Origin of the sequence: Pseudomonas sp. W2Aug9 (assembly GCF_023127755.1) — a bacterium.
Classification (GTDB): domain Bacteria; phylum Pseudomonadota; class Gammaproteobacteria; order Pseudomonadales; family Pseudomonadaceae; genus Aquipseudomonas; species Aquipseudomonas synxantha_A.
The window spans coordinates 288,071-314,236 of sequence record NZ_SPKL01000008.1 but is presented as its reverse complement, the minus strand read 5'-3'; the positions used below and the strand labels follow the sequence as shown (position 1 = coordinate 314,236).

Sequence of the window (26,166 nt, the reverse complement as noted above, 5' to 3'; positions counted from 1 at the left end):
TGCCTAAGCAAGGATTCTGCAATGCAAGCCGCCAACCCTCGCAAGGGGTACATCCTGGGCCTGAGCGCCTACGTCATCTGGGGTCTGTTCCCGCTCTATTTCAAAGCCATCGCCAGCGTGCCCGCCGCCGAGATCATCGTGCACCGCGTGCTGTGGTCAGCGCTGTTCGGCGGCTTGCTGTTGATGGTGTGGAAGCACCCTGGCTGGTTTCGCGAACTGCGTGACAACCCCAAGCGCCTGGCGATCCTGGCACTCAGCGGTTCGCTGATCGCGGCCAACTGGCTGACCTATGTGTGGTCGGTGAACAGTGGGCGCATGCTTGAAGCCAGCCTGGGTTACTACATCAACCCGCTGGTGAATGTACTGTTGGGTATGTTGATACTCGGTGAACGCCTGCGCCGCCTGCAATGGGTGGCGGTGGGGTTGGCGGCGGTCGGTGTGGCGCAACAAGTGTGGCAGGTGGGTAGCTTGCCATGGGTGTCGCTGGCGCTGGCGTTGACGTTCGGTTTTTACGGCTTGATCCGTAAACAGGCCCCGGTCAAGGCACTTCCGGGGCTGGTGGTGGAAACCTGGATGCTGGTGCCGATTGCCGTCGCCTGGTTGCTGTTCAATCCATCGGCCCACAGTGCACAACTGGAATTCTGGAGCACCTCCGAAGCCTGGTGGTTGGTGGCCGCAGGTCCGGTAACCCTGATTCCATTGGTCTGCTTTAACGCCGCAGCACGGCATTTGCCCTATACCGCACTGGGCTTTTTGCAATACGTGGCGCCGACCCTGGTGCTGTTGGAAGCGGTATTGCTGTTCGGCGAACACCTGGCGCCGGCCACGCTGATTGCCTTCGCCTTCATCTGGGCCGGGCTGGTGATCTACAGCGTGGATGCATGGCTGACGGTGCGCAAACGCTGATCAAATAACGCACAAACCTTTGCAAGCCACGGCGCCCGTGGCTTGCAGCGTTTCACCCCAAGGTTATCCACAACCTGATCCCCGCCATTTGTGCACAAGCCCTTGAAACTGCTCGTTTTTTGCTCAGCTGACGGAGAAGTCCGGCCGACGTGGCCTGGCGCCGGGTCTCTACAGGTTATCCACAGGCCCATGCAAGATTTCCATGCATAACCTTGTGGGTGGTTATTCCTCGTTGCGCAGTTCCACCATCAAGTCGTCGGCCAAGGTCTCAAGCGATTCCTGCAAGCGCTCCAGAGACAACGTAGACGGCACCTGCAACAAAGCCTCGGCGTTGAACAACGGGTCCCCGCTCATGGGCGCCGGGCGTACATCGGTACTCAAGCGCTCCACGTTGACACCCTGCTGGCTCAACAGCGCAGTAATCTCGCGCACGATGCCCGAGCGGTCATTGCCCACCAGCGTCATCACAATCGATTTGGACACTGCCGCCTGCCCTGTACTGCCCTCGCCCACCAGCACGCGTATGCCGTGTGTGGATAAGTCTTCCAGCGCGCCCACCAGTGCCTGACGTTGCTCCGTCGGCACGCTGACCCGCAGGATCCCGGCAAACTGCCCAGCCATGTGGGCCATGCGGCTTTCCAGCCAGTTACCACCGTGGGCAGCAATGTTCTGCGCGATGCGTTCAACCAGGCCGGGTTTGTCGGCAGCGATAATTGTGAGTACAAGATGGTCCATGGCGAAGCCCTCTGGAATTCAATCTACAAGGTGGACCCGGGAGCCCTCGAAAACAAATCGTGTACCATTTTTATATTTATCTGGAACAATCCAATAGTTTTTTGAGAACATCCGATTCTCCGCTGTGACCGTACGACCAAAGTGGGTCGCTAAACGACGTATTTAGTCTAATTTTCACAACCGCAAGTCATCATGTAGTATGCCCAACCGTGCACTACATAATGAAAATCTGAAAAAGCGCATAAGCTCCGCAGAGTGAGGCAAGCAATGACTGAACACGTTCAAGTCGGTGGCCTGCAGGTCGCCAAAGTCCTGTTCGACTTCGTGAACAACGAAGCCATTCCCGGTACCGGCATTACTGCCGACCAGTTCTGGGCCGGTGCCGACAAGGTCATCCACGACCTGGCACCGAAGAACAAAGCCCTACTCGCCAAACGCGACGATTTCCAGGCGCGGATCGATACCTGGCACCAGACTCACGCCGGCCAGGCCCACGACCCGGTGGCCTACAAAGCCTTCCTGCAAGACATCGGATACCTGCTGCCAGAAGCCGCAGACTTTGAGGCCTCGACGCAAAACGTCGACGACGAAATCGCGCGCATGGCCGGCCCGCAACTGGTGGTGCCGGTGATGAATGCGCGCTTCGCCCTCAACGCCTCGAATGCGCGCTGGGGCTCGCTGTATGACGCGTTGTACGGCACCGACGCCATCAGCGAAGCCAACGGCGCCGAAAAGGGCAAGGGCTACAACAAGGTGCGTGGCGACAAGGTCATCGCCTTCGCCCGCGCCTTCCTCGACGAAGCCGCACCGCTGAGCGCGGGCAGCCACGTCGATTCCACCGGCTACAAGATCGTCGACGGCAAGCTGATCGTGAGCCTCAAAGGCGGCAGCAACAGCGGCCTGCGTGACGATGCCCAGTTGATCGGTTTCCAGGGCCCCGCGGCCGAGCCGATTGCGCTCCTGTTCAAACACAACGGCCTGCACTTCGAGTTGCAGATCGACGCCAGCACTCCGGTCGGCCAGACCGATGCCGCCGGCGTCAAAGACGTGCTGATGGAAGCCGCGCTGACCACCATCATGGACTGCGAAGACTCCGTTGCCGCCGTGGATGCCGATGACAAGGTGGTGATCTACCGCAACTGGCTCGGGCTGATGAAGGGCGACCTGGCCGAAGAAGTGGCCAAGGGCGGCAAGACCTTTACTCGTACCATGAACCCTGATCGCGTCTACACCGGCATCGACGGTAACGACGTGACCCTGCACGGCCGTTCGCTGTTGTTCGTGCGCAACGTTGGCCACCTGATGACCATCGATGCGATCCTCGATAAAGACGGCAACGAAGTGCCCGAAGGCATCCTCGACGGCCTGATCACCAGCCTGGCGGCGATCCACAGCCTCAATGGCAACAACACGCGCAAGAACAGCCGCACAGGTTCGGTGTACATCGTCAAACCGAAGATGCACGGCCCGGAAGAAGCCGCGTTCACCAACGAGCTGTTCGGTCGCATCGAAGAGGTGCTGAACCTGGCGCGTAATACGCTCAAAGTCGGGATCATGGACGAGGAGCGCCGTACCACGGTCAACCTCAAGGCCTGCATCAAGGCCGCCAGCGAGCGCGTGGTGTTTATCAACACCGGCTTCCTCGACCGTACCGGCGACGAAATCCACACCTCCATGGAAGCCGGGGCGATGGTGCGCAAGGCCGCCATGAAGGCGGAAAAATGGATCGGCGCCTACGAAAACTGGAACGTCGATATCGGCTTGAGCACCGGCCTGCAAGGCCGTGCACAAATCGGTAAAGGCATGTGGGCCATGCCCGACCTGATGGCGGCGATGCTTGAGCAGAAAATCGCCCATCCATTGGCCGGTGCCAACACCGCCTGGGTACCGTCGCCGACCGCTGCGGCGCTACACGCGTTGCACTATCACAAGGTCGACGTATTTGCCCGCCAGGCCGAACTGGCCAAGCGCGAACGCGCCTCGGTGGACGATATCCTCACCATTCCTCTGGCCAGCAACACCGATTGGTCGGACGAAGAGATCCGCAATGAACTGGACAACAACGCCCAGGGCATCCTTGGCTATGTGGTCCGTTGGATTGACCAGGGGCTTGGCTGTTCGAAAGTACCGGACATCAACGATGTGGGCCTGATGGAAGACCGCGCCACACTGCGTATCTCCAGCCAGCACATTGCCAACTGGCTGCGCCACGGCGTCGTCAACCAAGACCAAGTGATGGAAAGCCTCAAGCGCATGGCGCCGGTGGTGGACCGTCAGAATGCCGGGGACGCGTTGTATCGTCCGTTGGCGCCGGATTTCGACAGCAATATCGCGTTCCAGGCAGCGGTGGAGTTGGTGATTGAAGGGACCAAGCAGCCCAATGGGTATACCGAGCCGGTGTTGCACCGCAGGCGTCGGGAGTTCAAGGCTAAAAACGGCCTGTAAATGAAAAAGCCCTGATCGAGAGATCAGGGCTTTTTAGTTGGGTTGAGGATGACTGAACTGGCGCAATCGGGAGCAAGCCCCCTCCCACATTCTAAAAGTGTTCGCAGTTCAAAATGTGGGAGAGGGCTTGCTCCCGATGAGGCCATCACAGCATCACAAAAATCAGGAAGCCATCCCCAACTCCCGCTTCACCAACTTCGCCAACTTCACGCTATCTATCGGCTTGAGCAAGAAATCCACCACACTCAAGTGCATCGCATCGATCACATCCGGCGCTTCGGCGTCACCCGACATGATGATGATCGGCAGCGCCGCCCGGGTCGACTCACGCACCTGACGGATCAACTCCAGGCCGTTGCTGGGCTGCATGCGCAGGTCGGTGATCAGCAAACCGATAGAGCCGCTCGATTTCAACAAATCCCATGCCGCCTCACCACTGTCGGCGGTCAAGCAACGAATACCGTCCAGCCCCAGGATTTCCGCCAACAGTTCACGCGCATCCTTGTCGTCGTCCACGATCAATACGCGTTGGGGCGGTAAATCAGGCTCGAGCATCACGGCGCTCAGCGCCTCGCGCTCGGCATCACTCAAAATATCGTGGTCGGACATACGTTTCTCAGCAGTTCTAAATCAATCTCCCAGCACTCGTCAGACATCTGTGCAAGGTCGAACAATGTGCACTTCGTCGGAAAGTTTGCCTAGTGGGCGTTCTACGGGGTTTGGACGATAGTCATGTAAGGTTTTTCCCTAGTTTTGCAGCGTTTTCACCGACCTAGACTTACGTCCAATGGGCACCCGCGGTGCAGGAGTCGACCATGCAGCACGATAACGACAAAAAAACTGCGGTCACTGTTATGAGTAAAGCTGATGCATTCGAACAGGCGGGTAAAACTGCTGTGTTGCAGAACATCCACGGCACCTTGCAATTGCTGCAACGCTTCCCGCCGTTCAACCAGATGGAACCGGCGCACCTGGCCTTTCTGGTGGAACAGTGCCAACTGCGCTTCTATGGCCAGGGCGAGAGCATCCTCAAACCGTCGGGCGGGCCGGTCGAGCATTTCTATATCGTCAAACAGGGCCGGGTGATTGGCGAGCGGCCAGACTCGCCAGATCCCACCTTCGAAATCACTACCGGCGAGTGCTTCCCCCTCGCCGCATTGCTGGGTGAACGTGCGACCCGCACCGAACATAAAGCCGCGCAAGACACCTTCTGCCTGCAACTGAACAAGCCGGCGTTTATCAAGCTGTTTGCCCTTTCCAGCCCGTTTCGTGATTTTGCCTTGCGTGGTGTCAGTAGCCTGCTCGACCAAGTCAACCAGCAAGTGCAGCAAAAAGCCGTGGAAACCCTCGGTACCCAATACTCCCTGAATACCCGCCTGGGCGAATTGGCCATGCGCCACCCGGTGACGTGCAGCCCGCACACGCCGTTGCGTGAAGCGGTCACGTTGATGCACGAGCAACAGGTCGGCAGCATTGTGATCGTGGACGAACACAAGGCGCCCCTGGGCATCTTTACCCTGCGTGACCTGCGCCAGGTGGTGGCCGACGGCACCAGCGATTTCAGCCAGGGCATTGACGGCCATATGACCCAGGCGCCGTTCTTCCTGAGCCCGGACCACAGTGCCTTCGACGCCGCTATCGCCATGACCGAACGGCATATCGCCCATGTGTGCCTGGTCAAAGACCAGCGCCTCTGCGGCGTGGTGTCCGAGCGTGACTTGTTCTCTTTGCAACGCGTGGACCTGGTGCACCTGGCTCGCACTATCCGCAACGCGCCCCGGGTCGACAACCTGGTGGCAATCCGCGGTGAAATCGGTCAGTTGGTGGAACGTATGCTTGCTCATGGCGCGTCGTCCACCCAGATCACCCACATCATTACGCTGCTCAACGACCACACCGTCTGCCGGGTGATCGAGCTGACCCTGGCGGAAAAAGGCGACCCCGGCGTGCCATTCAGTTGGCTGTGTTTCGGCAGCGAAGGCCGCCGCGAGCAAACGCTGTACACCGACCAGGACAACGGCATTCTGTTCGAGGCCAAGGACGCAGTCGAAGCTGCCCAGATCCGTGAGCGGCTGCTTCCCCTGGCACAGCACATCAATCAAAGCCTGGCGCTGTGCGGCTTCAGCCTGTGCAAAGGCAATATCATGGCCGGCAACCCCGAGCTGTGCTTGTCCCGGGTGGAGTGGGCGCGGCGCTTCGGCGCGTTTATTCGCGAGGCGACGCCGGAGAACCTGCTTAGCTCGAGCATCTATTTTGATTTGCGTGCAGTGTGGGGCGACGAGCGTGGTTGCGAGCAACTGCGTCAGGGCATTCTCGATCAGGTCGCGGACAACCGTTTGTTCCAGCGCATGTTGGCCGAAAACGCATTACGCCAGCGCCCGCCGGTGGGACGCTTTCGCGAGTTCGTGCTGACCCGCAAGGGCGGCGAAAAGGCCACCCTGGATCTCAAGGTGCAGGGCTTGACCCCCTTTGTCGATGGCGCACGCCTGCTCGCCCTGGCCAATGGTATCCACGCCAACAACACCCTGGAGCGCCTGCGTCAGTTGGTCGACAAGCAAGTGATCGAGCCCCTGGATGGCGCGGCCTACGAAGAGGCCTACCACTTCATTCAGCAAACCCGTATGCAGCAGCACCAATTGCAGACCCGCGAGAACCAGCCCTACTCCAACCGCGTCGACCCCGACAGCCTCAACCACCTCGACCGACGCATCCTGCGTGAATCCCTGCGCCAGGCCCAGCGCCTGCAAAGCAGCCTGACCTTGCGGTATCAACTGTGAGTTGGTTCGGCTGGTTTCATAAGCAAAAACCGGGGCTGAATGCCGCGCAACAACAGCGCCTGGAACAACTGCCCAAGCCTTGCGCATTGGGCGATGGTTCGTTGCGCAACCAACGCTGGGTCGTGGTGGATCTGGAAACCAGCGGCCTGAACCTAAACCGTGACCAGGTGCTGTCCATCGGCGCCGTGGTGATCGAGGACGGTGCGGTGGATTTTTCGCAACTATTCGAACGCACCCTGCAACGCACCGACACCAAACTCAGCCCCAGCGTATTGATTCATGGTCTCGGCCCCAGTGCGATTGCCGCCGGCAGCGACCCGGCCGAGGCACTGCTGGATTTCATGGCATTCGTGGGCGACAGCCCGTTGCTGGCCTTCCATGCACCGTTCGATCAACACATGCTGGGCCGGGCGCTCAAGGACAGCCTGGGTTATCGCCTGGCCCACCCGTTTCTCGACGTGGCCGACCTGGCGCCGCTCTTGTGCCCCGACGCCACGCTGCGCGAGGCCGGGCTGGACGACTGGGTCAAGCATTTCCAGCTGCAGGTCGGCGAGCGTCATCACGCCAGCGCCGATGCACTGGTCACAGCGGAGCTGATGCTGATCCTGTTCAGCCGTGCACGGCAGCAGCAGATCGACACGCCCCACGCGCTGCAAGAGCGTTTGGCCCAGTGGAAACGGCGCCAACAAGCGCCATCGTTTTAATGTCACCTCCCGACAGACGCTAATTGCGCCCACCCCACGCCTCTGACACAATCGCGAATAATTCTCGTTAGTTTAAACCTACTATTTATTCGGTGATGCCTTGTCGTCGGTCCAGACCCCACACAGTGAGCTTGTTGGCGCGTTGTATCGCGACCATCGTGGCTGGCTGTTGGCCTGGCTACGCCGCAATGTAGCCTGCCCGAGCCGCGCCGAAGACCTGAGCCAGGACACCTTCATGCGCCTGCTGGGCCGCGACGGCTTGCGCGAGCCCCGTGAACCCAGGGCGTTCCTGGTGGCCATCGCCAAGGGCCTGCTGTTCGACTACTTCCGTCGAGCCGCTCTGGAACAGGCGTATCTCACCGAATTGATGCTGATCCCCGAAAGCGAACACCCTTCGCCGGAAGCACAGCAACTGATCCTTGAAGACCTCAAGGCCATCGACCGCCTGCTCGGCAAGCTGTCGAGCAAGGCCCGCGCCGCGTTCCTCTACAACCGCCTCGACGGCCTGAGCCACGCAGAAATCGCCCAGCGCCTCGGTGTGTCGGTGCCCCGTGTGCGCCAGTACCTGGCCCAAGGTATACGTCAGTGCTACATCGCGCTGTATGGCGAGCCCTCGTGACACCCATTGGCTCCAAACCGGTTTCGGCACGGGTGCTGGATGCCGCGATTGCCTGGCAACTGTCTCTGGACTCGGGCGACGGCAGCGCGGTGGAACAGCAAGAGTTCGCCAAATGGCTGGCCAGCGATGAGGAACATGCCCGTGCCTGGCGCCAACTGGGCATGCTCGATCAGCGCTTCAGCGTGGCCGCCGGCCCGGCCCGGGCGGCGTTGCTGCAATCGCGCCACGGCATTCGCCAGCGCGTACGCAAGTTGGGCCGTGGCCTGGCGAGTATCGTACTGGTGTGTGGCCTGGGCTTGTTTGCCGGCGAGCGTTACGTGCCGATCCACTACTGGCTGGCCGACCAGCGCACCGCCACCGGCGAGCAACGCACACTGAAACTGGACGATGGCACTTCCATCAACCTCAATACCCATAGCGCCATAGATGTGCGCTTCGACGAACAGCGCCGATTGATTGTGTTGCAGGAGGGCGAAATCCTCGTCGAAACCGGCCACGACGATTCACGCCCGTTCTATGTGCAAACCCGCGACGGCAGCCTGCGAGCGCTGGGTACCCGGTTTATCGTCAAGCGCGAAGACGACGCTACGCGCTTGAGCGTGTTGCAGTCCGCCGTAGCCGCCCAGCCTGAAGCGCTGCATCAGGAGCACGTTTTCAAAGCAGGCCAGCAAGTGTTGATGCGCAGCGATGGCCTTGGCCCGCTGCTGGCCGTGACACCCGCCACCGACGCCTGGACCCGCGGCATGTTGGTGGTCGACAACGCCCGCCTGGGCGATGTGATCGAAGAACTGGGCCGCTACCGCACCGGGCACCTGGGCGTGGATGACAACGTGGCCGACCTGCGCATCACCGGCAGCTTCCCCCTGCACGACACCACGCTGGCGTTGAATGCGCTGTTGCCGACCTTGCCGGTGCAGATCAAGCAGCACACGCCGTGGTGGGTGACTGTAGCTGCCAAGCCTTAGTTCTGTGGTGACCGGGCAATCGCCATCGGGAGCAAGCCCCCTCCCACATTGGAAGGTACTCACACATCAAAATGTGGGAGGGGGCTTGCTCCCGATGAGGCCCTGAAACACACCGCCAAAAAAATAGTTTCACCCAGCCCTATCACTTTCCGATTCTCGCTCGGCACCTAAGCAATTGAGAAATATTTCCATTCAGGAGCCGCCCTTATGTCCCGCACGCTAGACACCTTGTTGCGTCCCAGTCTGTTAGCCCTGGCCATTGCCCTCAGCGCCCCGCTGGCGAGCACTTCGCTGATCGCTGCTGAACAAGCCTTGAGCGTGCGCGCCTATAACCTGCCGGCAGCCCCATTGGCCAGCACCCTGAACCAGATCGCCAGCCAGGCTGGCCTGGCGCTGACCCTCAACCCGACACTCGCCGCCGGCAAGACCTCGGCCCCGGTCAAGGGCCAGTTCGATGCACAGAGCGCGTTGCGCGAGGCCTTGCGCGGTACTGGCTTGCAGTTGGAACAAAGCAGTACGGGCACTTACACCCTGGTGCCGGTTCCGGAGGGCGTCGTCGCCTTGCCGACTACCAACATCACCGGCCAGGGTAGCTATGAAAGCGCTTGGGGGCCGGTGGAGGGGTATGTGGCAAAGCGCACCGCCGCCGGCACCAAAACCGATACCGCGCTGGTCGAGGCGCCACGTTCGATCTCGGTGGCCACCCGCGAGCAGATGCAAGACCGCAACGTGCAGAACCTCGACGATGCGGTCAAATACATGCCTGGCATCGTTTCCGCCAGCTACGGCAGCGACACCCGCTACGACTGGATGCGCGTACGCGGCTTCGAGCCGACGCAATTCCTCGATGGCCTGCCACTGCCACGCGGGGTGTATGCCAACCCGAAAGCCGAAACCTGGAACCTGGATCGCCTCGCTTTGCTGCGCGGTCCGGCCTCGTCTGTCTACGGCCAGACCCCACCGGGTGGCCTGTTGGACATGGTCAGCCGCCGCCCCAGCGCTGAATCGAGTCACGCCATCCAGGTGCAATACGGCAGTGACAACTACCGCCAGATCAATTTCGAAAGCACTGGCAAGATTGATAATGAAGGCCAGTTTCTCTACAGCGTTGGCGGCGTGGTGCGCGATGCCGGTACCCAGGTCGATCACATCGACAACAAACGCTACAACATCGCACCGAGCCTGACCTGGAATATCGACACCGATACCAAGCTGACCTTGCTGTCACAGTTCACCCGTGACGATACCGGGGCTACCAGCCAGTTCCTGCCGATAGTCGGCACCAAGATCAAGTCGCCGCTGGGTGACGTTTCGCATCATAAGAACCTGGGCGATCCGGACTACGAGTTCTACGACCGTACCTATTACGCACTCGGCTACGCATTCGAGCACCGTTTCAACGATACATGGCAGTTCAAACAGAACCTGCGTTACACCAAATCGGAACTGTCGTTTCAGCAATTGACCGTGGGGGCCTATGGCTGGGCGCCGGTCGACGCTGAGGGCAATATCGATCGATCGTCCACCAACGTGGACGAGAACATCGGACAATTGGCGGTCGATAACAACTTTCAGGCCGACTTCGCCACCGGTGACGTCACCCACACCCTTCTGCTCGGACTGGACCACCAGCGTACCGATACCTCGTACTTGTCGATTTACGGGCAGGCCGGAAGAGTCAACATCTTCAACCCGGTCAACACCACGCCGGTTGAACGCCCCGCACGCTCCGGCGCTTTCTACGACTACAACCAGAAAACCATCCAGACCGGTCTCTACGTGCAGGACCAAATGGCGCTGGACAACTGGCGCCTGACCCTGGGCGGCCGTGAAGACTGGGTGCACCAAGGTACAACTTACTTCAACAAAAACGACGCGACCAATACTGACCGCAGCAAGAATTTCAGCGGTAACGCGGCACTGAGCTATGTGTTCGACTCGGGCTTCGTACCGTACATTTCCTACGCCGAATCGTTCCAACCGGCGAGCAACGCCAGCGCTTCACCTACAGAGTCCTATAAACCCACCGAGGGCAAGCAGTGGGAATTGGGGATCAAGTACCAACCGCCGGGCTCGAACACGCTGCTCAGTGCAGCGGTGTATGACCTGACCCAGAAGAACGTTCTGGTCAGCAGCTTCCAATCCGGTGGTGTATCTGTCACCGACCAGACCGGCGAGGTGAAAGTCAAAGGTCTGGAGCTGGAAGCCATCTCTGACGTCACCGAAAACCTCAAGGTGATCGCGGCGTATACCCTGGCCAAATCCGAAGTGCAAAAAGGCGATTTCAAAGGCAATCGCCTGCAATTGATGCCCAACCAACAAGCCTCCTTGTGGACCGACTACACCTGGCACACCGGCGCCCTCGACGGTTTCGGTATCGGCTTCGGCGCACGCTACACCGGCAATACCTATGGCGACCAAGCCAATACCTGGGCCGGCAAGGCCAATGCCTACACCGTGTTCGACGGCGCCGTGCACTACGACCTCGGTCGCCTCGACAACAGCCTTAAAGGCGCGTCGGTGAAAGTGAACGCGACCAACCTGTTCAACAAGGACTACATTTCCACCTGTGATGGCTCGTACTGCTACTTCGGCGACCAACGCAGCGTCGTCGCCAGCGCCACCTACCAGTGGTGATCAGCTTGAGTTAACAACCAGGCCGCCCCACAGGGCGGCTTGGGTGCATCTGAAGGCTCGAAAATGAAAAGCAAAACCATCCGCCGCTGGTCCTTCATCCACACCTGGACCAGCCTGATCTGCACCGTATTCCTGCTACTGCTCGCCCTCACCGGCTTGCCGTTGGTGTTCCACCACGAGATCGACCACCTGCTGGGTAGCGAGCCCGAGCTGGCACAGATGCCGGCCGATACGCCGCAGCTCAACCTTGAGCAGCTTGTGGCCAAAGCCCAGGCCCATCGACCCGGCGAGGCCATGCAGTACCTGGCGTGGGACGAAGACGACAAGAACGGTGTGATCGCGATCATGGCCGCCACGGCCGGCACCGAGCCGAACTCGTCGCACACCTTCATGCTCGACGCCCGCACTGGCGAAGCAGTGGAAACCCCGGCGGCCAATGGCGGGCTGACCCTGTTCCTGCTGCGTCTGCATGTGGACATGTTCGCCGGCCTGCCGGGCAAGTTGCTGCTGGCGTTCATGGGCCTTCTGTTCGTGCTGGCGATTGTTTCGGGCACGGTGTTGTACCTGCCGTTCATGCGCCGCTTGAAGTTCGCCACCGTGCGCCAGGACAAGTCCACCCGCCTGCGCTGGCTCGACCTGCACAACCTGATCGGCGTGGTCACCCTGACGTGGGCGCTGGTGGTGGGCGTGACCGGCGTGATCAGCGCCTGCGCCGACCTGATCATCGCCGCCTGGCGCCAGGACAGCCTCAGCGCCATGATCGAACCCTACCAGAACGCCCCGCCGCTGACCCACCGCGCACCGGCCACCGAGCTGCTGAGCATTGCCGCCCAGGCAGCGTCGGGCATGGAGCCGGACTTTATCGCCTTCCCCGGCACACGCTTCTCCAGCGAGCATCACTATGCGGTGTTCATGAAAGGCAGCACGCACCTCACCTCCCATCTGCTCACGCCGGTGCTGATCGACGCCAGCACCCTGGCCGTCACCGCCATCGCCGAGCGCCCTTGGTACATGGACGCCATGGGCATGTCCCAACCGCTGCACTTCGGTGATTACGGCGGGATGCCGATGAAGATCTTGTGGGCAGTGCTGGATGTGCTGACCATCGTCGTGCTGGTCAGCGGCATTTACTTGTGGATCGTGCGGCGCAAGGCGGCCAAGGTATGAAGCCTCGGCAGTCGAATTTCTGGAAAGTGTTTGGCATACCAATGGGGATTGGCCTGCTCAGTGCCGCCGGGTTGTTTGCGGCGTTGCTGGGGGATGGGGTGTGGGATTCTTTGAGTTGGGTGGGGTTGGGCGTACCTGCTGCCATTGGCGCTTGGGCGTTGGGCAAGCGGCGCGGCTGAGGGCGCTATCGGGGGCAAGCCCCCTCCCACATTTGATTTGTGAACGCCGTCCAGTGTGGGAGGGGGCTTGCCCCCGATGAGGCCCTCTGGATCACAAAAATCCCCCTCGCCAGCCACTGCGCAAGCATCTACGCTAGCCCCAGTCCATTTCGAGGAATGCCCATGTCCGCCCCCAGCATGACCTTGTTCCACAACCCCGCTTCGCCGTTCGTACGCAAAGTCCGCGTGCTGCTGAGCGAGACCGGCCAGCAGGACCGCGTGGCCCTGCACGCTTGCCTGCCGACACCGGTCAACCCGGATGCCCAAGTACTGCAAGGCAACCCGGTGGGCAAGATCCCGGCGCTGCGCCTGGCCGACGGTTCAGTACTGCACGACAGCCGGGTGATCCTCGATTACTTCGACCACCAGCATGTCGGCAACCCGCTGATCCCTCGCGATGGCTCGGCGCGCTGGCGGCGCCTGACGTTGGCCTCGATGGCCGACGGCATCATGGATGCCGCCGTGCTGGTGCGTTACGAGACCGCCATGCGCCCGCTGGAAAAACACTGGGATCAATGGCTCGACGAACAGCGCAACAAGATTCGTCGCGCTCTCGCCGAGCTGGAGCAGGACGCCATCGCCGAACTGGCCAGCCATTTCGATATCGCTTCGATCAGCGTCGCCTGCGCCCTGGGCTACCTCGACTTTCGCCATCCGGATATGCAGTGGCGCTCGGACAACCCCAAGCTCGCCGCCTGGTACGCCGAGGTCAGCCAGCGGCCTTCGATGCAGCAGACCCAACCGCCCGCCTGACATGCATACCTACCCCCTGTGGGAGCGGGCTTGCCCGCGATTGCGGCGTGTCATTCAGTACATCTGCTTCTGAACCACCTCTATCGCGGGCAAGCCCGCTCCCACAGGGGACGGTGGTGGTATTGAGGAAGGTGGCGATCCTTAAGGCCAACTGCGCCCCCGCTTGCTGATCCTCCCGCAACCCAATCATTGCACTTGCTCCACCTTGCGCTTACCCACCCCATACCAATCCAGCTTGCGCGTCAGCACCATGACCGTGCCCAGCAGGCCAAACAGCAACAGCGAGCCCATCAACAGCGCGTAATCCTCGGCACTGAGCAACCCGAACAACAAGCCATACAACGCCGCCAACCCTGCCGAGAACCCCAGCCCATGGACGACGCTACGCAGCACGTGGCACACGTAGAAACCGATCAACAGCACACAGGCACTGGCCGATATCAGGTACGCCAAGGCAAAGCCCACATGCTCGGACAGCGACAACAGCAACAGGTAGAAGAACGCCAGCGCCACACCCACCAGTGCATACTGAATCGGGTGCACCGCCAGGCTCTTGAGCACTTCGAACAGGAAGAAGCCAGCGAAGGTCAGGGCGATAAACAACAGCGCGTATTTGATCGCACGGTCGCTCTTGAGGTACTGGTCCACCGGGTCGATGAAGTTCACGCCAAAGCTGCGGTTGTTGAAGTCTTCGCAGCCCTGGCGGTCCAGGCAGCTTTGCAGCGCTTGTTCAAGGTTGGTGGAGAAGAATGAGGTCTGCCAACTGGCACTGAAGCCCTCGTCGTTGACTTCCCGTTGAGCCGGCAGGAAGTTGCCGATGAAACTCGGGTGCGGCCAGTTGGACGCCAGGGACACCTGGCTGGTCTTGCCCACCGGCACCACTTGCAGTTGTTCGGTGCCTTGCAGACGCAGGTCGAAGGCGAAATCCAGCACGGCAGGTTTCTTGCCGTCTTGCGTCGGCAACATCACATGCACGCCCTCGCCCAGCCAGTCCACCTGCGAGCCCGGCGAGAACTCCAGGCGCTGATCACCCAGCTCCAGCTTCAAAGCGTTTTCAATGCCGCGAATATCGCTGATGCCCACCGCCAGAAACGCAGGCTCAAAGCGGTAATCAGCAAAGTCTTCGGTGATTCCCAACTGCGCAGGCAATTCAAAACGCCCGCTGATACGGTTGTCGGCATGGAACAACCGCGCCTGGTAGATACCCCGCGCACGCAGTTCGGTTTGCACCTTGCCGTCGAGCTCGAAATGCTCCGGCAGGAAATACAACCGGCCACGCTCTTCACGGGTTTCTTCGTAGCGTTTATTGAGCTTTTCATTGAGCTTCCATTCACGCACCGTCTTGCGAAACGGCACCACCATCACCGGCCCGGTGAGGCGCTGGGCGTAACTGGAGCTGCGGGCGATGTCCATCAATACGCCGTCGCGCAGTTGCTGGCGGTCGGTGATGATGCCGTTGATCATCAGCAACGGAATCAGCAACAGCAGGATCAGCAGCGCAATCGCGCCAAGTTTGAAAAGCAGGCTGCGGTTCATGGGTCTCTCCCTGTTTGAATGGGGGAGAGTCTGCCCAGCCGGTATGGGGGATTTATGTGGGCAATGTGGAGACTGTGTGGAGATGCAGCACTGCTTGCACGCCGCCTGGCACATTGCCGATCTGCAGCGAGCCGCCGTGCAGCTTCATCACCTCCTCGACAAAGTTGAGCCCCAGGCCCGTGCTTTTACGCCCGCTGGCCGGACGTGGCAGCGAGTAGAACCGCTCGCTCAGGCGCGGCAGCGCGTAATCGGGAATCGCCGCGGCCTGGTTGAACAGACTGACCTGAACATCGTTATGCCGCACCTGGGCACTGAACCTCAGCGTGCCGCCGGGTGGGGTGAAATCCAGCGCATTGTCGAGCAGGTTGCCCAGGGCCTGACGCAGCAGGAAGGGTTCGCCAAACACCTTCACATCGGCGGCGATGACCTGCTCCACCTGCAAGCCGGCACCTTCGATTCGCGCACATTGGGCCTTGAGCACCTCATCGACCAACACCGCCAGCGGGATGTTCGATTGTTCCTCCAGCCCCTGACGTTGCTCAACCTGGGCCAGGTTCAACAGGCGTTCGATCAACTGTTGCAGGCGCGCGCTTTCGCTGTCGATATTGCCGACAAACCGCTGCTGCTGCTCACGGCTCATATCGCCCTGCAACAGCTCCGCCGCACCGCGAATCGCCGCCAACGGGCTTTTCAATTCATGGGTCAGCGTATGCACGTAGTGTTCTACATAAGCCTTGCCTTCCAACTGCGTGCGCATGTGTTCCACGGCGGTGGACAACTGCTTGAGCTCGCCGCCGCGATAATGCGGCAACTCGGCGCGGCGGCCCTCGCTCACGGCTTCGGCATAGGCAGTAAGGCGTCGGAGGGCGACGGTCAGCCACCACGACAATAGCGCGCCCAGCAGCAGGCCCAGAATGACCAGCCCCGCGCCGTACCACAGCAGGCGGCGCTCAGTGCGATCCACGTAGGGTTGCAACGAGCTGTTGGGCTTGGCCACGGTGACCACGCCGATGATCTGGCCGTTATCGCGAATCGGCGCCCCAACGTGCATCACGGATGACGCGGGATCGTCCACGTCGCTGCGGGTGGAGCGCGCACCGTATTCGCCGCGCAGGGTCAGGTACACGTCGTTCCACTTCGAATAGTCCTGGCCCACTGCTTCACCGCTGGAGTCAAGCAGGACCCTGCCCTTGGCGTCGGTCACATAAATACGATGGTTGACCTGGTTTTTCGGCAGGCCCCAGATCACCGCACCCGGCTGGCGATTGCCGTAAGCCTTGAGCAGCGCTGGCCAATGACTCTGGCCCAGGGTGCCGTTCTTCACATCTTCGCGCAGGATTTCAGCCAGCAGGTTGGCGGTGTCTACCAATGTTTCTTCGGTAGACTGGCGCACGCCGGGGCGGATTTCCTTCATCACCGTGTTGAGTACGAAGTAGCCGGTCAGGCCGATAAACAGCGCATACACCAGGAAAATCCGCAGCCCCAGGCGCATCAGCTGTGGCTCGGGCTGTAGCTGTAGCCCAGGCCGCGATGGGTCTGGATCGGCTCGGCCTGTGCCGCCACGCTACGCAATTTGCTGCGCAGGCTTTTGATGTGGCTGTCGATATTGCGCTCGTAGCCGGCATCGGCGGGCACACCGACGGCGTCCAGCAGTTGCTCGCGGCTGAACACGCGCTCGGGTTGTTCCAACAGGCTTTGCAGCAGGCGGAACTCGTGGCGCGTGAGGCTCAGGGGTTGCCCGCGATAGTGGATCTGCATGCGCTCCAGGTCCACCTGGAACAGCATCGGGGCCGCACCCGGGCCAACACGCTTGAGAATCGCCCGGACCCGCGCCGCTACTTCCCGAGGGCTGAAGGGCTTGACTACATAATCGTCGGCACCGATTTCCAGCCCCACCACCCGGTCGATCTCGGCATCCCGGGCACTGAGGAACATCACTGGCACTTCGCTGAACCGGCGCAGGTGCTTGCAGGTTTCAAAGCCAGTGATGTCCGGCAGACCGATGTCGAGAATGATCAGGTCGGCCGGGCTCTGGCGCTGATGCTCCAGCGCCGCCTGGCCAAGGGTCAGCCAGGTGGTGGTGAAGCCCTCGCCTTGCAGGGCAAAGATCAGCGTGTCGGCTATCGCCGCTTCGTCTTCGACAATCAGGATGTGCGGCATGGGTTCAATCAGCAGTCCGGTTTGTCGGCAGTGTAGCGACGTGCCGGGTTCACCGCCGCGCCAAATTCACGCAGGGCCTTGGCGCCGATCAACAGCGGGTAGTTGAAGCTGCTGCGGTCGGTGAGGTTAACCTCGACGGTGCGCTTGACGTCGCCCAGGCACATCTCCAGATCGATCACCGGACGCTTGGCCACGCTGGCTTCGTCCTTGTCGTCATCTTCGTCGGCACGGCTCTTGATCTTGCTGATGCGCGACACCTTGTGCTCGTAGACCTTGCTGCCGGCGTCCTTGCCGCCGAGGCGGAAGCGCACCCAATCATCGCCGTCGCGGGTGAAGGTCTCGATGTCCCGGGCCGACAGCGAGGCGGTCAGCGCGCCGGTATCCATCTTGGCCTTGAAGGTTTCGCCGATCTCCGGCAACTGGATGTATTCGTAGCGACCATAAAGGGTCGGTTCGGCAGCCATGACAGGCAGGGCCAGCAGAGCGAGGGAGGCAAATAACAGTTTCACGAAGTGAGTTCCTCGGAAAGAAGTAGGCGGATTCTAGACCGCAAACGCGGCACTTGGTTAGTGACTGCCACCCTACACGGCACATTGTGAAACATTCGTCCGCTGATTTGCGATTTGGCCTCTAGACTCACCTTGCTTATCATGGCCCACCCACAAGATTCCAAGAGTTATTTATGCGCCGCCTGCTCACCGGCTGTTTGGTCACACTGCTGCTGTTACTCAACACGCTGATCCTGATCGGCCCCTTGATGGTGTTTGCCCTGCTCAAGCTGGTGGCGCCGGGCCGCTCGCGTGACTATGCGTCCTGGGCGGTGATGTGGATCGCCGAGACCTGGGCCGAGATCGACAAGTTGATTTTCTCGCTGTGCATTCCAACCCAATGGGATATCCGCGGCGGTGAGAACCTGCGCAGTGACACCTCCTACCTGGTCATCAGCAACCACCAATCCTGGGTCGATATTCCGGCGCTGATCCAGGCGCTGAACCGGCGCACGCCGTTCTTCAAATTCTTCCTGAAAAAAGAGCTGATCTGGGTGCCCTTCCTCGGCCTGGCCTGGTGGGCGCTGGATTACCCGTTCATGAAGCGCTACACCAAAGCATTTCTGGCCAAGCATCCTGAACTGGCAGGGCAGGATCTGAAAATCACCAAGGAGGCCTGCGAGCTATTCAAGCGCCAGCCGGTGACGGTGGTCAATTACCTGGAAGGCACGCGGTTCAGCGAGGCCAAGCGCGCGCAACAGGATTCACCCTTTACCCGGCTACTCAAGCCCAAGGCAGGCGGCGTCGCGTTTGTACTGGCGGCGATGGGTGAACAGCTGGACGCGGTACTCGACGTCACCGTGGTCTACCCGCAACACAAGATCCCGGGGTTCTGGGACTTGATCAGTGGCGCGGTGCCGAAGGTGATTGTGGATATCCGCACCCGCGAGCTGGACCCGGCGTTGTGGCAAGGGGATTACGAGAATGATCCGGCGTTTCGCCAGACCGTCCAGAACTGGGTCAACCAGCTCTGGGCGGAAAAGGACCGTCGAATCCATGAACTGCTGGAAAACGACGGCATGCAATGCGAAAGCCAACGATGATGGAACCTTCCAAGGTCATACACGAGACCTTGAAAGGTAATCCATAGTGGTGTCTTGCTTCCTGCAGCTCCCTACTGTTTCGACGCTACCGCTCAAGCCAGCTCATTTATGCTGTTGCGCAGAGCATCTCGTACCTGCGTAGGGTTGGTCCTGTCAAAAAGGGAATCCAAAGCCGTGCGCATCTTTGCTGATGCTTGCGAGATATCACCTCCAGCAGCCTGGGCGCCCAACACCTCAACGAGATTGGAAATCACTGCGTCAGCGGAAGCCTGCACAGACGAGGGCACATTTGCCAAATCGCTGCGCGGCACTCCGGATGCATCAACCTCTTTTGGTTGGCCGTCCTCACCCTTCACAAGGTGCACGCCACCTTCAGGCAACGGTTTGTCTACCGGCCACTCTTTAGCAGCAGTGACTGCTTCTGGTTGACCGTCCGTACCCTTCACAAGGTGCACGCCACCTTCAGGCAACGGTTTGTCTACCGGCCACTCTTTAGCAGCAGTGACTGCTTCTGGTTGACCGTCCGACCCCTTCACAAGGTGCACGCCACCTTCAGGCAACGGTTTGTCTACCGGCCACTCTTTAGCAGCAGTGACTGCTTCTGGTTGACCGTCCGCACCCTTCACAAGGTGCACGCCGCCTTCAGGCAACGGTTTGCCTGCCGGCCACTCTTTAGCAGCAGTGACTGCTTCTGGTTGACCGTCCGCCCCCTTTACAAGGTGCACGCCGCCTTCAGGCAACAGTTTGTCTGCCGGCCACTCTTTGGCCCGAGCATTGGTAGAACCCGAGATTTGTTGCAGCCCAGACATCAAGTTATTGAGTGCCCGCTCAGGATTCGATCCATTAGCGACGGCACTCAGATCGTTGCGCAAGTTCTGCAACAAATTCGCGCTCAACCCCAGGTTATGCAACACATTGTGGTCGATCAGCCCAGCCTTGCTGGCCGGCACATTGGCGCCAACCTGGTTGTATATATTCTGGAGTGTGGTTTGCAGCTGGTTAATAGAACTCATCAGGCACCATGTAGTTAGTTCGTCGATTGACCTTCGAACAGCACCACGTGATGCTGCGAAAGTTACTACTACGTGGCACCCAACTTTCCTGCCGTTCCTACTGGTTCACTACAATTTATTTCGTCCACATCCAACGCATCATGAAAGATGATTCAGAAATAACTATAGGAAACGCGACTCTTGGAGAAGGCCGCTTAACTGCTGGCCCCCCAAGCCTGGGCAAGCTTGCCCAGCACCGAGTCGCTGGCGCCTTGCCCGCCCAGGTATTTGAGGATCACCGGGGCAAACTGGCTTACCATCCCACTGTCCATGCCCAAGGCACTGAACGCGGTATTCAGGTCGTTGGTGTTCTTCACGTTACCCAACAAACCATCAAGGCCGCTGGTCTTGCTGCCGCCGCTCTGGCCGAGCATCCCGCTTAAAGCGCCGAGACTGCCCAATGCGTTGTTACCCGACAATTGATCGAGGCCCGGCACGCTGTTGCCCAGTTGCGAATAGTCGTTGCCGCTCAGTTTGTTCTTGGCCAGGCCCAGCATGGCGCCCGTGCCGCCCACCGCTTGCTCGGGGGTGATGTTCAGTTGCGAGGTCAGGGCGCTCAGCAGGCCGGCCGTTTCGGACGAGGGTGCGGCGGCAGCGGCTTTGTTGTTGCCACCCTGCATACCGGAAATCGCGTTGGCTGCATCGCCAAGGCTGAAACCTGCGGCGAACACCGGGCCGGCGGCCATGGACAGCAGGCAGGAAAGGGCAAAACCGCGTGAAATCTTCATCAATACAACCTCAGGAGATGGATGCAAAAGCAAGCGTTGGACTAGGTATCCCGTCGGTTGTTCCAGGCCATGCCCGGAACCCAATCGGGATAATCGGGTCCATGGACAGACTACAAAATTTGTCGAGAAGAGACTTATGACTGCGATCCAACCCCAAGTGATTGAGCAAAAGCCTCCATTCTGGAGCCGCCCACGCCTGTTCATCGGCGCCTGTGTGGTGGTGGTTGCCGGTATCGGCGGCGCCCTCTACACCCAGGACAGCGTCAAATCCGCGGCAACGCTGGTGAACACTACCCAGCAGCCGGCCGCGCAAATCATGGCCCACAAGGATTATCTTGAAGTGCAGCCGATTGCCTCCACGGCGCCGGCGCCAGACCAAAGCCTGGAGCTGTGGGCAATCCCTAAAGATGGCACACCGGTGTCGCTGGGCCTGTTGCCGGAAGACGGCGAGGGCATCATCGGCCTGAACCCGCGTCAGCAGGAAACCATCAGCAAGCCGGTGGAGTTGATGGTGAGTTCGGAGACCAAGGGTGGCTCCATCAGCAAACAACCGACAGGCCCGACTGTATACCAGGGCGCACTGGCCACTCGCTGATTCCTAAACACCATAAACCCTTGTGGGAGGGGGCTTGCTCCCGATAGCGGCAGGCCAGTCACAGCAGTACCGACTGAGCCACCGCTATCGGGAGCAAGCCCCCTCCCACATTTTGATATTCAGTGCCTGGGTGGCTTACTCATGGCAAGGGATGGCGCTTATAGTTCGGCCGTCGTCCACATGGCGACACGGGTTTGGCGACCCGGTGAATGGTGCAAAAGCTTCTGCTTTTTTGCAGGTTCTTTTGCGTCCGCAATAGCTGCCTTCATGGTGGCTGTGCGCGGGAGACCTTCGGGTCTGCCAGTTCCATTCCCGGTTCGCCAACCTGCGTACAGCTGCCACCCAGTTCGTTTGGCGACGAACAAGTGTGTAGCCCACCTCTACTTGAATGGGTTTTAAAACATGAACCGATACATGCCGCTCACCGGCCACGACGCCACCACTCCCTCCCTACTCATCGACACCCAGGTCCCGCTTGACGTGCTCCACGACGCCGCCGTCTACCGCATCCGCGCGGTCACCCAAGTCATGGAAAACCTGGCGTTTCGCGAGGGCCTGCAAACCGACAACATCGTCCTCCAGGACTTCGCCCTGCTGTGCGCCATTCCATTACGCGATGGATGCGATTTGCTGGATGTGATCAGCCGGCGTTTGCAGGCGTAAATTCCAAAAACAAATAGGGCGACTTTTATCATCCTTCGAAATAACCTCGGATTGGTTAATCAGAACGACTTCTAAAAACTGTCATCTTTCACAGTATCCTCCTCCTTCTCTTTCTCATACTCTTTCCGAAACGACATAAAGGAGTATGAAAAATGAACACCTACAACACCCTTTGTCTGATGACACTTTTTCTCCTTGCGAACACCGCGTACGCCACTACCTGCCCGGAAGTTTCCAAAATTGAGCAAAAGCCGATGGTCGGAGGTGGTTTCAGCTACACCGCCGCAGGGCCAGACGGCAACGAGTGGGTGGGCGGAGATAAATGGACTGAAAAAAACGATCTATCAAGCTACGTCTTCACATCGGTACGCCTTCAAAAAGCAAGCTTCGACCCGGTCACTAAGAAGAGCAAAGACTCAGCTGTCATCTGCCGATACGAGGGAACCGGAGAAAACAGCAGGGATGGCGAAGCCAACACCGTCATGGTGCTAAAGACAGGTAAAGCACTGCTCCCAGTTGAAGGCAATTGGACTGTTGATTGCCAGGCCAAAGAACCGTCAGGCTGCACCTTCAATTGATCAGCGTGGTGCAGCAATAGTGTAATTGCACCGAATGCCTGGAATGTCAAACAAGAACGACGACCTGAAGGTCGCCGTTCATTTTCCACTTACGCCGCACTGAACAACTTATGCGGATCAATCACAAACTTCTTCGGTACACCTGCATCGAACTCGCCATACCCGCGTGGCGCATCGTCCAGGCTGATCACATGTACGCCGACGATTTCGGCAATGTAGATGCGCCCGCACTGCCTAAGCTATTTATTTTGAAAAATACTGCCGCAAACATCTTCAATGAGATAAGCAAAATTTTTTTCCAGTAAAAACACAATACATCATTCCAAAAAAAATATAACAACCTGTCAACCTTGACAGGTTCCCATAACGCGCATTCTTAATACCATTACCACTCAAACCCTAAACCAAGCATTCATAAGGAATACCGCAATGAAAGAATATAACTTTGATTTCCGCATAGGTTCGACAACTGGCTACCGCAACGTACAATATGAAACTATAACTGCAGCTAGCGAGGCGGCAGCGTTTGAGAAGATGAAACAAAAGTACAACGACTCCCGCGATGTTATCACCTGCACTCGTTCGGGAGAAGCTGAGACAAAGGCAGATATAGCAAAGATAGAAGAAGAATTAAAGACCGAAACGAACCCGCAAATGATAAACATCCTCAAACACCAACTAGAAAAATTACAAAAATAGTTAAATGCAACACACTGGCTCAACACAACTTGCAGCATTAAAAGTCTACGACAGTGTGAAACAGAGACACTCAACGCACAGAATCGGCGACTCTTGCCCCCTAGAGTCGCCATTTTTCAGCTTTGGCTTTACGCAGCCCTTTGGTGTCAGGGTAGTTGTCGTGCTCACCGCCCTTAAAAAAGTATTTCAGGCGCGGCAAGAAGCAGCACCTGGTTCATCACTCGGATCGTAGAGTCCGATACTGCTCAGAGCTTTACCTGCGATTGCACGCCAAAAACACTATGTCAGATGTTCAATGAACGATGGCACTGAAATACAAAACACCCGATGCGGTGCATCAGGCGTTTTGAGGTTGAAATGGGTGTAAACCTATTTCAGACTGGACACGGTGTCATTACGCCGCACTGAACAACTTATGCGGATCAATCACAAACTTCTTCGGTACACCCGCGTCGAACTCGCCATACCCGCGTGGCGCATCGTCCAGGCTGATCACCTGCACACCGACGATTTCGGCGATATTGATCCGATCCCACATGATCGCCTGCATCAGTTGGCGGTTGTACTTCATCACCGGCGTCTGCCCGGTGTGGAAGCTGTGGGATTTGGCCCAACCCAGACCGAAGCGAATGCTCAGGCTGCCCATTTTCGCGGCGGCCTCGACAGCACCCGGATCTTCGGTGACGTAGAGGCCAGGGATACCGATCTTGCCTGCCACACGCACCACGCCCATCAGTGAGTTGAGCACGGTGGCCGGGGCTTCGGCCTTGACACCGTCGTGGCCATGGCCGCGTGCTTCAAAGCCTACGCAGTCGACGGCGCAATCCACTTCCGGTTCGCCCAGCAACGCAGCAATCTGTTCGTGCAGCGGCGTATCGGTGGACAGGTCGACGATTTCAAAACCCTGGGCCTTGGCGTGGGCCAGGCGGATGGAATTGACGTCGCCAATGATTACAACGGCTGCACCCAACAGCCGAGCCGAGGCAGCAGCGGCCAGACCGACCGGGCCGGCACCAGCAATGTAAACGGTGCTGCCCGGGCCAACGCCGGCAGTGACGGCGCCGTGGTAGCCCGTGGGCAAGATGTCGGAGAGGCAGGTCAGGTCACGGATTTTCTCCATGGCCTTGTCGCGGTCCGGCAGTTTGAGCAGGTTGAAGTCGGCGTACGGCACCAGCACGTACTCGGCCTGGCCGCCGGTCCAGTCGCCCATGTCGACGTAGCCGTAGGCACCACCGGCACGCGCCGGGTTGACGGTCAGGCATACGCCGGTGTGTTGCTCCTTGCACGAGCGGCAGCGGCCGCACGCGACGTTGAACGGCACGGAAACCAGGTCGCCGATTTTCAGGTTCTCGACGTCGCTGCCCTTCTCGATCACTTCGCCGGTGATTTCATGCCCCAGCACCAGGCCGGTCTGGGCAGTAGTGCGGCCACGCACCATGTGTTGGTCGGAGCCGCAGATGTTGGTGGAGACCACGCGCAGGATGACGCCGTGCTCAATCTTCCTGCCGCGCGGGTCCTGCATTTTGGGATAGTCGATTTTCTGTACTTCGACCTTGCCGTTGCCGAGATACACGACACCACGATTACCAGACATGCTTTCACCTCGCTGTTGTTTTTATGGAACTGCGTTGCCGCTTGGGTGGGCAGCGCGTTAGTGCTCGGGTACAGATGCTGTTTCTTGTGTTGCTTGTAAGGGCCTCATCGCAGGCAAGCCAGCTCCCACAGTGGATCGGGTTCACACATCCTGGAATGTGGGAGCTGGCTTGCCTGCGATAGCGATCTAAAGAACGACGGTGCGATTGGCATTCAAGAACACCCGCCGCTCAATGTGATACCCCACCGCACGCGCCAATGTGAGCCCTTCGATATCACGGCCCTTGGCGATCAAATCCTCGGGATAGTGGCTGTGATCAACCACCTCCACACCCTGGGCGATGATCGGCCCCTCATCCAAATCATTGTTGATGTAATGCGCCGTGGCCCCCACCAGTTTCACGCCCTTGTTGTACGCCTGGTGATACGGCTTGGCGCCCTTGAACCCCGGCAGCAACGAGTGATGAATGTTGATGGCCTTGCCATCCAGCTTGCGGCACAGCTCCGGCGACAGCACCTGCATGTAGCGCGCAAGGATCACCAGTTCGGCGCCGGTGTCTTCCACCACTTGCCACACCTGCCGCTCCTGGGACGGTTTGTCGTTGGGGTCGAGCGGGAAATGGTAGTAGGGAATCTGGTGCCAGTCGGCCAACGGCTTGAGATCGGGGTGGTTGGACACCACCGCGACCACGTCCATCGACAGCTGGCCGATGCGCTGGCGGTACAGCAGGTCGTTGAGGCAGTGATCGGCCTTGGAGACCATGATCACCACTTTCGGCCGATAGTTCGGCGCCGTCAGCTCGAAGATCATGCCGAAGGCTTCACCACGGGTCGCCAGGCCATCGCGGAACGCCTGCTCGTCAAAACCGTCAGGCTGACGAAACTCCACACGAATGAAAAACCGGCCCGAGAGACGATCATCAAACGAGTGGTGCTCAGTGACATAGCAGCCCTGCTCGAACAGGTAGCGGGTGACCGCGTCCACCGTGCCGAGCACGCTGGGGCAGTCGGCAGTCAAAATCCATGTATCGGGTGCGCGGCTCAT

25 protein-coding genes and 1 pseudogene are annotated in these 26,166 nt (G+C 59.4%); 15 read left to right on the top strand and 11 right to left on the bottom strand.

Translation table 11 applies throughout. The features are described from left to right. Positions 1-21: 21 nt before the first annotated feature. Positions 22-906: an EamA family transporter RarD gene (gene rarD, locus E3O56_RS06085; RefSeq protein WP_005792097.1), complete on the top strand. Its 885-nt coding sequence runs from the start codon at positions 22-24 to the stop codon at positions 904-906. 222 nt (positions 907-1,128) lie between these two features. Here rarD and E3O56_RS06080 read toward each other — a convergent pair whose 3' ends face one another. Next, a complete protein-coding gene (locus E3O56_RS06080) occupies positions 1,129-1,641 on the bottom strand; it encodes an ACT domain-containing protein (protein ID WP_005792098.1) in 513 nt (170 codons plus the stop codon). A gap of 267 nt (positions 1,642-1,908) precedes the next feature. Between E3O56_RS06080 and E3O56_RS06075 the strand changes: the two genes are divergently transcribed. Then, the gene (locus tag E3O56_RS06075; RefSeq protein WP_248127984.1) at positions 1,909-4,086 is read left to right on the top strand and encodes a malate synthase G; all 2,178 of its coding nucleotides are present in this window, start codon (positions 1,909-1,911) and stop codon (positions 4,084-4,086) included. 162 nt (positions 4,087-4,248) lie between these two features. Here E3O56_RS06075 and E3O56_RS06070 read toward each other — a convergent pair whose 3' ends face one another. Continuing rightward, complete coding sequence (locus E3O56_RS06070) at positions 4,249-4,695, bottom strand: response regulator (RefSeq protein ID WP_032879104.1); 447 nt, start codon at positions 4,693-4,695, stop codon at positions 4,249-4,251. A 245-nt stretch (positions 4,696-4,940) separates the two neighbouring features. On the opposite strand from E3O56_RS06070, the gene E3O56_RS06065 reads away from it, so the two are divergent. From E3O56_RS06065 to E3O56_RS06030, 8 genes are all read left to right on the top strand, one after another. Further along, a complete protein-coding gene (locus E3O56_RS06065; RefSeq protein WP_032881191.1) occupies positions 4,941-6,863 on the top strand; it encodes a putative nucleotidyltransferase substrate binding domain-containing protein in 1,923 nt (640 codons plus the stop codon). Then, entirely contained in the window at positions 6,860-7,567 is a 708-nt protein-coding gene (locus E3O56_RS06060; RefSeq protein WP_005792102.1) for a 3'-5' exonuclease, read from the top strand. The genes E3O56_RS06065 and E3O56_RS06060 overlap by 4 nt, the downstream gene beginning before the upstream one ends. A gap of 100 nt (positions 7,568-7,667) precedes the next feature. Continuing rightward, on the top strand, positions 7,668-8,186 hold the full coding sequence (locus tag E3O56_RS06055; RefSeq protein WP_078822496.1) for an RNA polymerase sigma factor: 519 nt from the start codon (positions 7,668-7,670) through the stop codon (positions 8,184-8,186). After that, entirely contained in the window at positions 8,183-9,151 is a 969-nt protein-coding gene (locus tag E3O56_RS06050; RefSeq protein ID WP_248127982.1) for a FecR family protein, read from the top strand. Before E3O56_RS06055 ends, E3O56_RS06050 begins: the two co-directional genes overlap by 4 nt. Positions 9,152-9,358: 207 nt before the next feature. Then, complete coding sequence (locus E3O56_RS06045) at positions 9,359-11,788, top strand: TonB-dependent siderophore receptor (protein ID WP_248127981.1); 2,430 nt, start codon at positions 9,359-9,361, stop codon at positions 11,786-11,788. A gap of 63 nt (positions 11,789-11,851) precedes the next feature. Then, positions 11,852-12,955: a PepSY-associated TM helix domain-containing protein gene (locus E3O56_RS06040; protein WP_248127980.1), complete on the top strand. Its 1,104-nt coding sequence runs from the start codon at positions 11,852-11,854 to the stop codon at positions 12,953-12,955. Next, a complete protein-coding gene (locus E3O56_RS06035; RefSeq protein WP_078822500.1) occupies positions 12,952-13,134 on the top strand; it encodes a hypothetical protein in 183 nt (60 codons plus the stop codon). Before E3O56_RS06040 ends, E3O56_RS06035 begins: the two co-directional genes overlap by 4 nt. Positions 13,135-13,296: 162 nt before the next feature. Continuing rightward, a complete protein-coding gene (locus E3O56_RS06030; RefSeq protein ID WP_032879098.1) occupies positions 13,297-13,926 on the top strand; it encodes a glutathione S-transferase family protein in 630 nt (209 codons plus the stop codon). Positions 13,927-14,112: 186 nt separating this feature from the next. Here the strand turns inward: E3O56_RS06030 and creD are convergent, their stop codons facing one another. Genes creD through E3O56_RS06010 form a run of 4 tightly spaced genes read right to left on the bottom strand, consistent with a single transcriptional unit; the run spans position 14,113 to position 18,131 of the window. Continuing rightward, positions 14,113-15,462, bottom strand: a complete 1,350-nt coding sequence (gene creD / locus E3O56_RS06025; protein ID WP_248127979.1) for a cell envelope integrity protein CreD — start codon at positions 15,460-15,462, stop codon at positions 14,113-14,115. A gap of 52 nt (positions 15,463-15,514) precedes the next feature. Beyond that, positions 15,515-16,954 (bottom strand): two-component system sensor histidine kinase CreC, encoded by a 1,440-nt coding sequence (gene creC / locus E3O56_RS06020; RefSeq protein WP_032879096.1) that lies wholly within the window; start codon positions 16,952-16,954, stop codon positions 15,515-15,517. Then, positions 16,954-17,622: a two-component system response regulator CreB gene (gene creB / locus E3O56_RS06015; protein WP_078822503.1), complete on the bottom strand. Its 669-nt coding sequence runs from the start codon at positions 17,620-17,622 to the stop codon at positions 16,954-16,956. Before creB ends, creC begins: the two co-directional genes overlap by 1 nt. Before the next feature lie 8 nt (positions 17,623-17,630). Then, positions 17,631-18,131, bottom strand: coding sequence for an ATP-dependent zinc protease (locus E3O56_RS06010; RefSeq protein ID WP_103735255.1), 501 nt, complete (start codon positions 18,129-18,131; stop codon positions 17,631-17,633). A 173-nt stretch (positions 18,132-18,304) separates the two neighbouring features. Here E3O56_RS06010 and E3O56_RS06005 point away from each other — a divergent pair, with 173 nt between their 5' ends. Continuing rightward, a complete protein-coding gene (locus tag E3O56_RS06005; RefSeq protein WP_032879094.1) occupies positions 18,305-19,213 on the top strand; it encodes an acyltransferase in 909 nt (302 codons plus the stop codon). A 92-nt stretch (positions 19,214-19,305) separates the two neighbouring features. On the opposite strand, the gene E3O56_RS06000 is transcribed toward E3O56_RS06005, so the two are convergent. Further along, positions 19,306-20,226, bottom strand: a complete 921-nt coding sequence (locus tag E3O56_RS06000) for a hypothetical protein (RefSeq protein WP_248127978.1) — start codon at positions 20,224-20,226, stop codon at positions 19,306-19,308. A gap of 194 nt (positions 20,227-20,420) precedes the next feature. Beyond that, positions 20,421-20,993 carry a DUF2780 domain-containing protein gene (locus E3O56_RS05995; RefSeq protein ID WP_032879089.1) on the bottom strand — a complete coding sequence of 191 codons (573 nt, stop codon included), beginning with the start codon at positions 20,991-20,993 and terminating at the stop codon, positions 20,421-20,423. A gap of 136 nt (positions 20,994-21,129) precedes the next feature. On the opposite strand from E3O56_RS05995, the gene E3O56_RS05990 reads away from it, so the two are divergent. From E3O56_RS05990 to E3O56_RS05980, 3 genes are all read left to right on the top strand, one after another. Next, positions 21,130-21,588: an anti-sigma factor gene (locus tag E3O56_RS05990; RefSeq protein WP_005792120.1), complete on the top strand. Its 459-nt coding sequence runs from the start codon at positions 21,130-21,132 to the stop codon at positions 21,586-21,588. Between the two features lie 402 nt (positions 21,589-21,990). Beyond that, a complete protein-coding gene (locus E3O56_RS05985; protein WP_248089971.1) occupies positions 21,991-22,251 on the top strand; it encodes a hypothetical protein in 261 nt (86 codons plus the stop codon). 152 nt (positions 22,252-22,403) lie between these two features. Then, on the top strand, positions 22,404-22,829 hold the full coding sequence (locus tag E3O56_RS05980; RefSeq protein WP_103735260.1) for a DUF3757 domain-containing protein: 426 nt from the start codon (positions 22,404-22,406) through the stop codon (positions 22,827-22,829). 89 nt (positions 22,830-22,918) lie between these two features. Here E3O56_RS05980 and E3O56_RS05975 read toward each other — a convergent pair. Then, a pseudogene (locus E3O56_RS05975) lies at positions 22,919-23,053 on the bottom strand (formaldehyde dehydrogenase, glutathione-independent); the annotation flags it as partial. Positions 23,054-23,258: 205 nt separating this feature from the next. Here E3O56_RS05975 and E3O56_RS05970 point away from each other — a divergent pair. Further along, entirely contained in the window at positions 23,259-23,528 is a 270-nt protein-coding gene (locus E3O56_RS05970; RefSeq protein ID WP_248127977.1) for a hypothetical protein, read from the top strand. 394 nt (positions 23,529-23,922) lie between these two features. Here the strand turns inward: E3O56_RS05970 and fdhA are convergent, their stop codons facing one another. Continuing rightward, complete coding sequence (gene fdhA / locus E3O56_RS05965) at positions 23,923-25,122, bottom strand: formaldehyde dehydrogenase, glutathione-independent (protein ID WP_248127976.1); 1,200 nt, start codon at positions 25,120-25,122, stop codon at positions 23,923-23,925. 186 nt (positions 25,123-25,308) lie between these two features. Then, the gene (gene purU / locus E3O56_RS05960) at positions 25,309-26,166 is read right to left on the bottom strand and encodes a formyltetrahydrofolate deformylase (RefSeq protein WP_005792124.1); all 858 of its coding nucleotides are present in this window, start codon (positions 26,164-26,166) and stop codon (positions 25,309-25,311) included.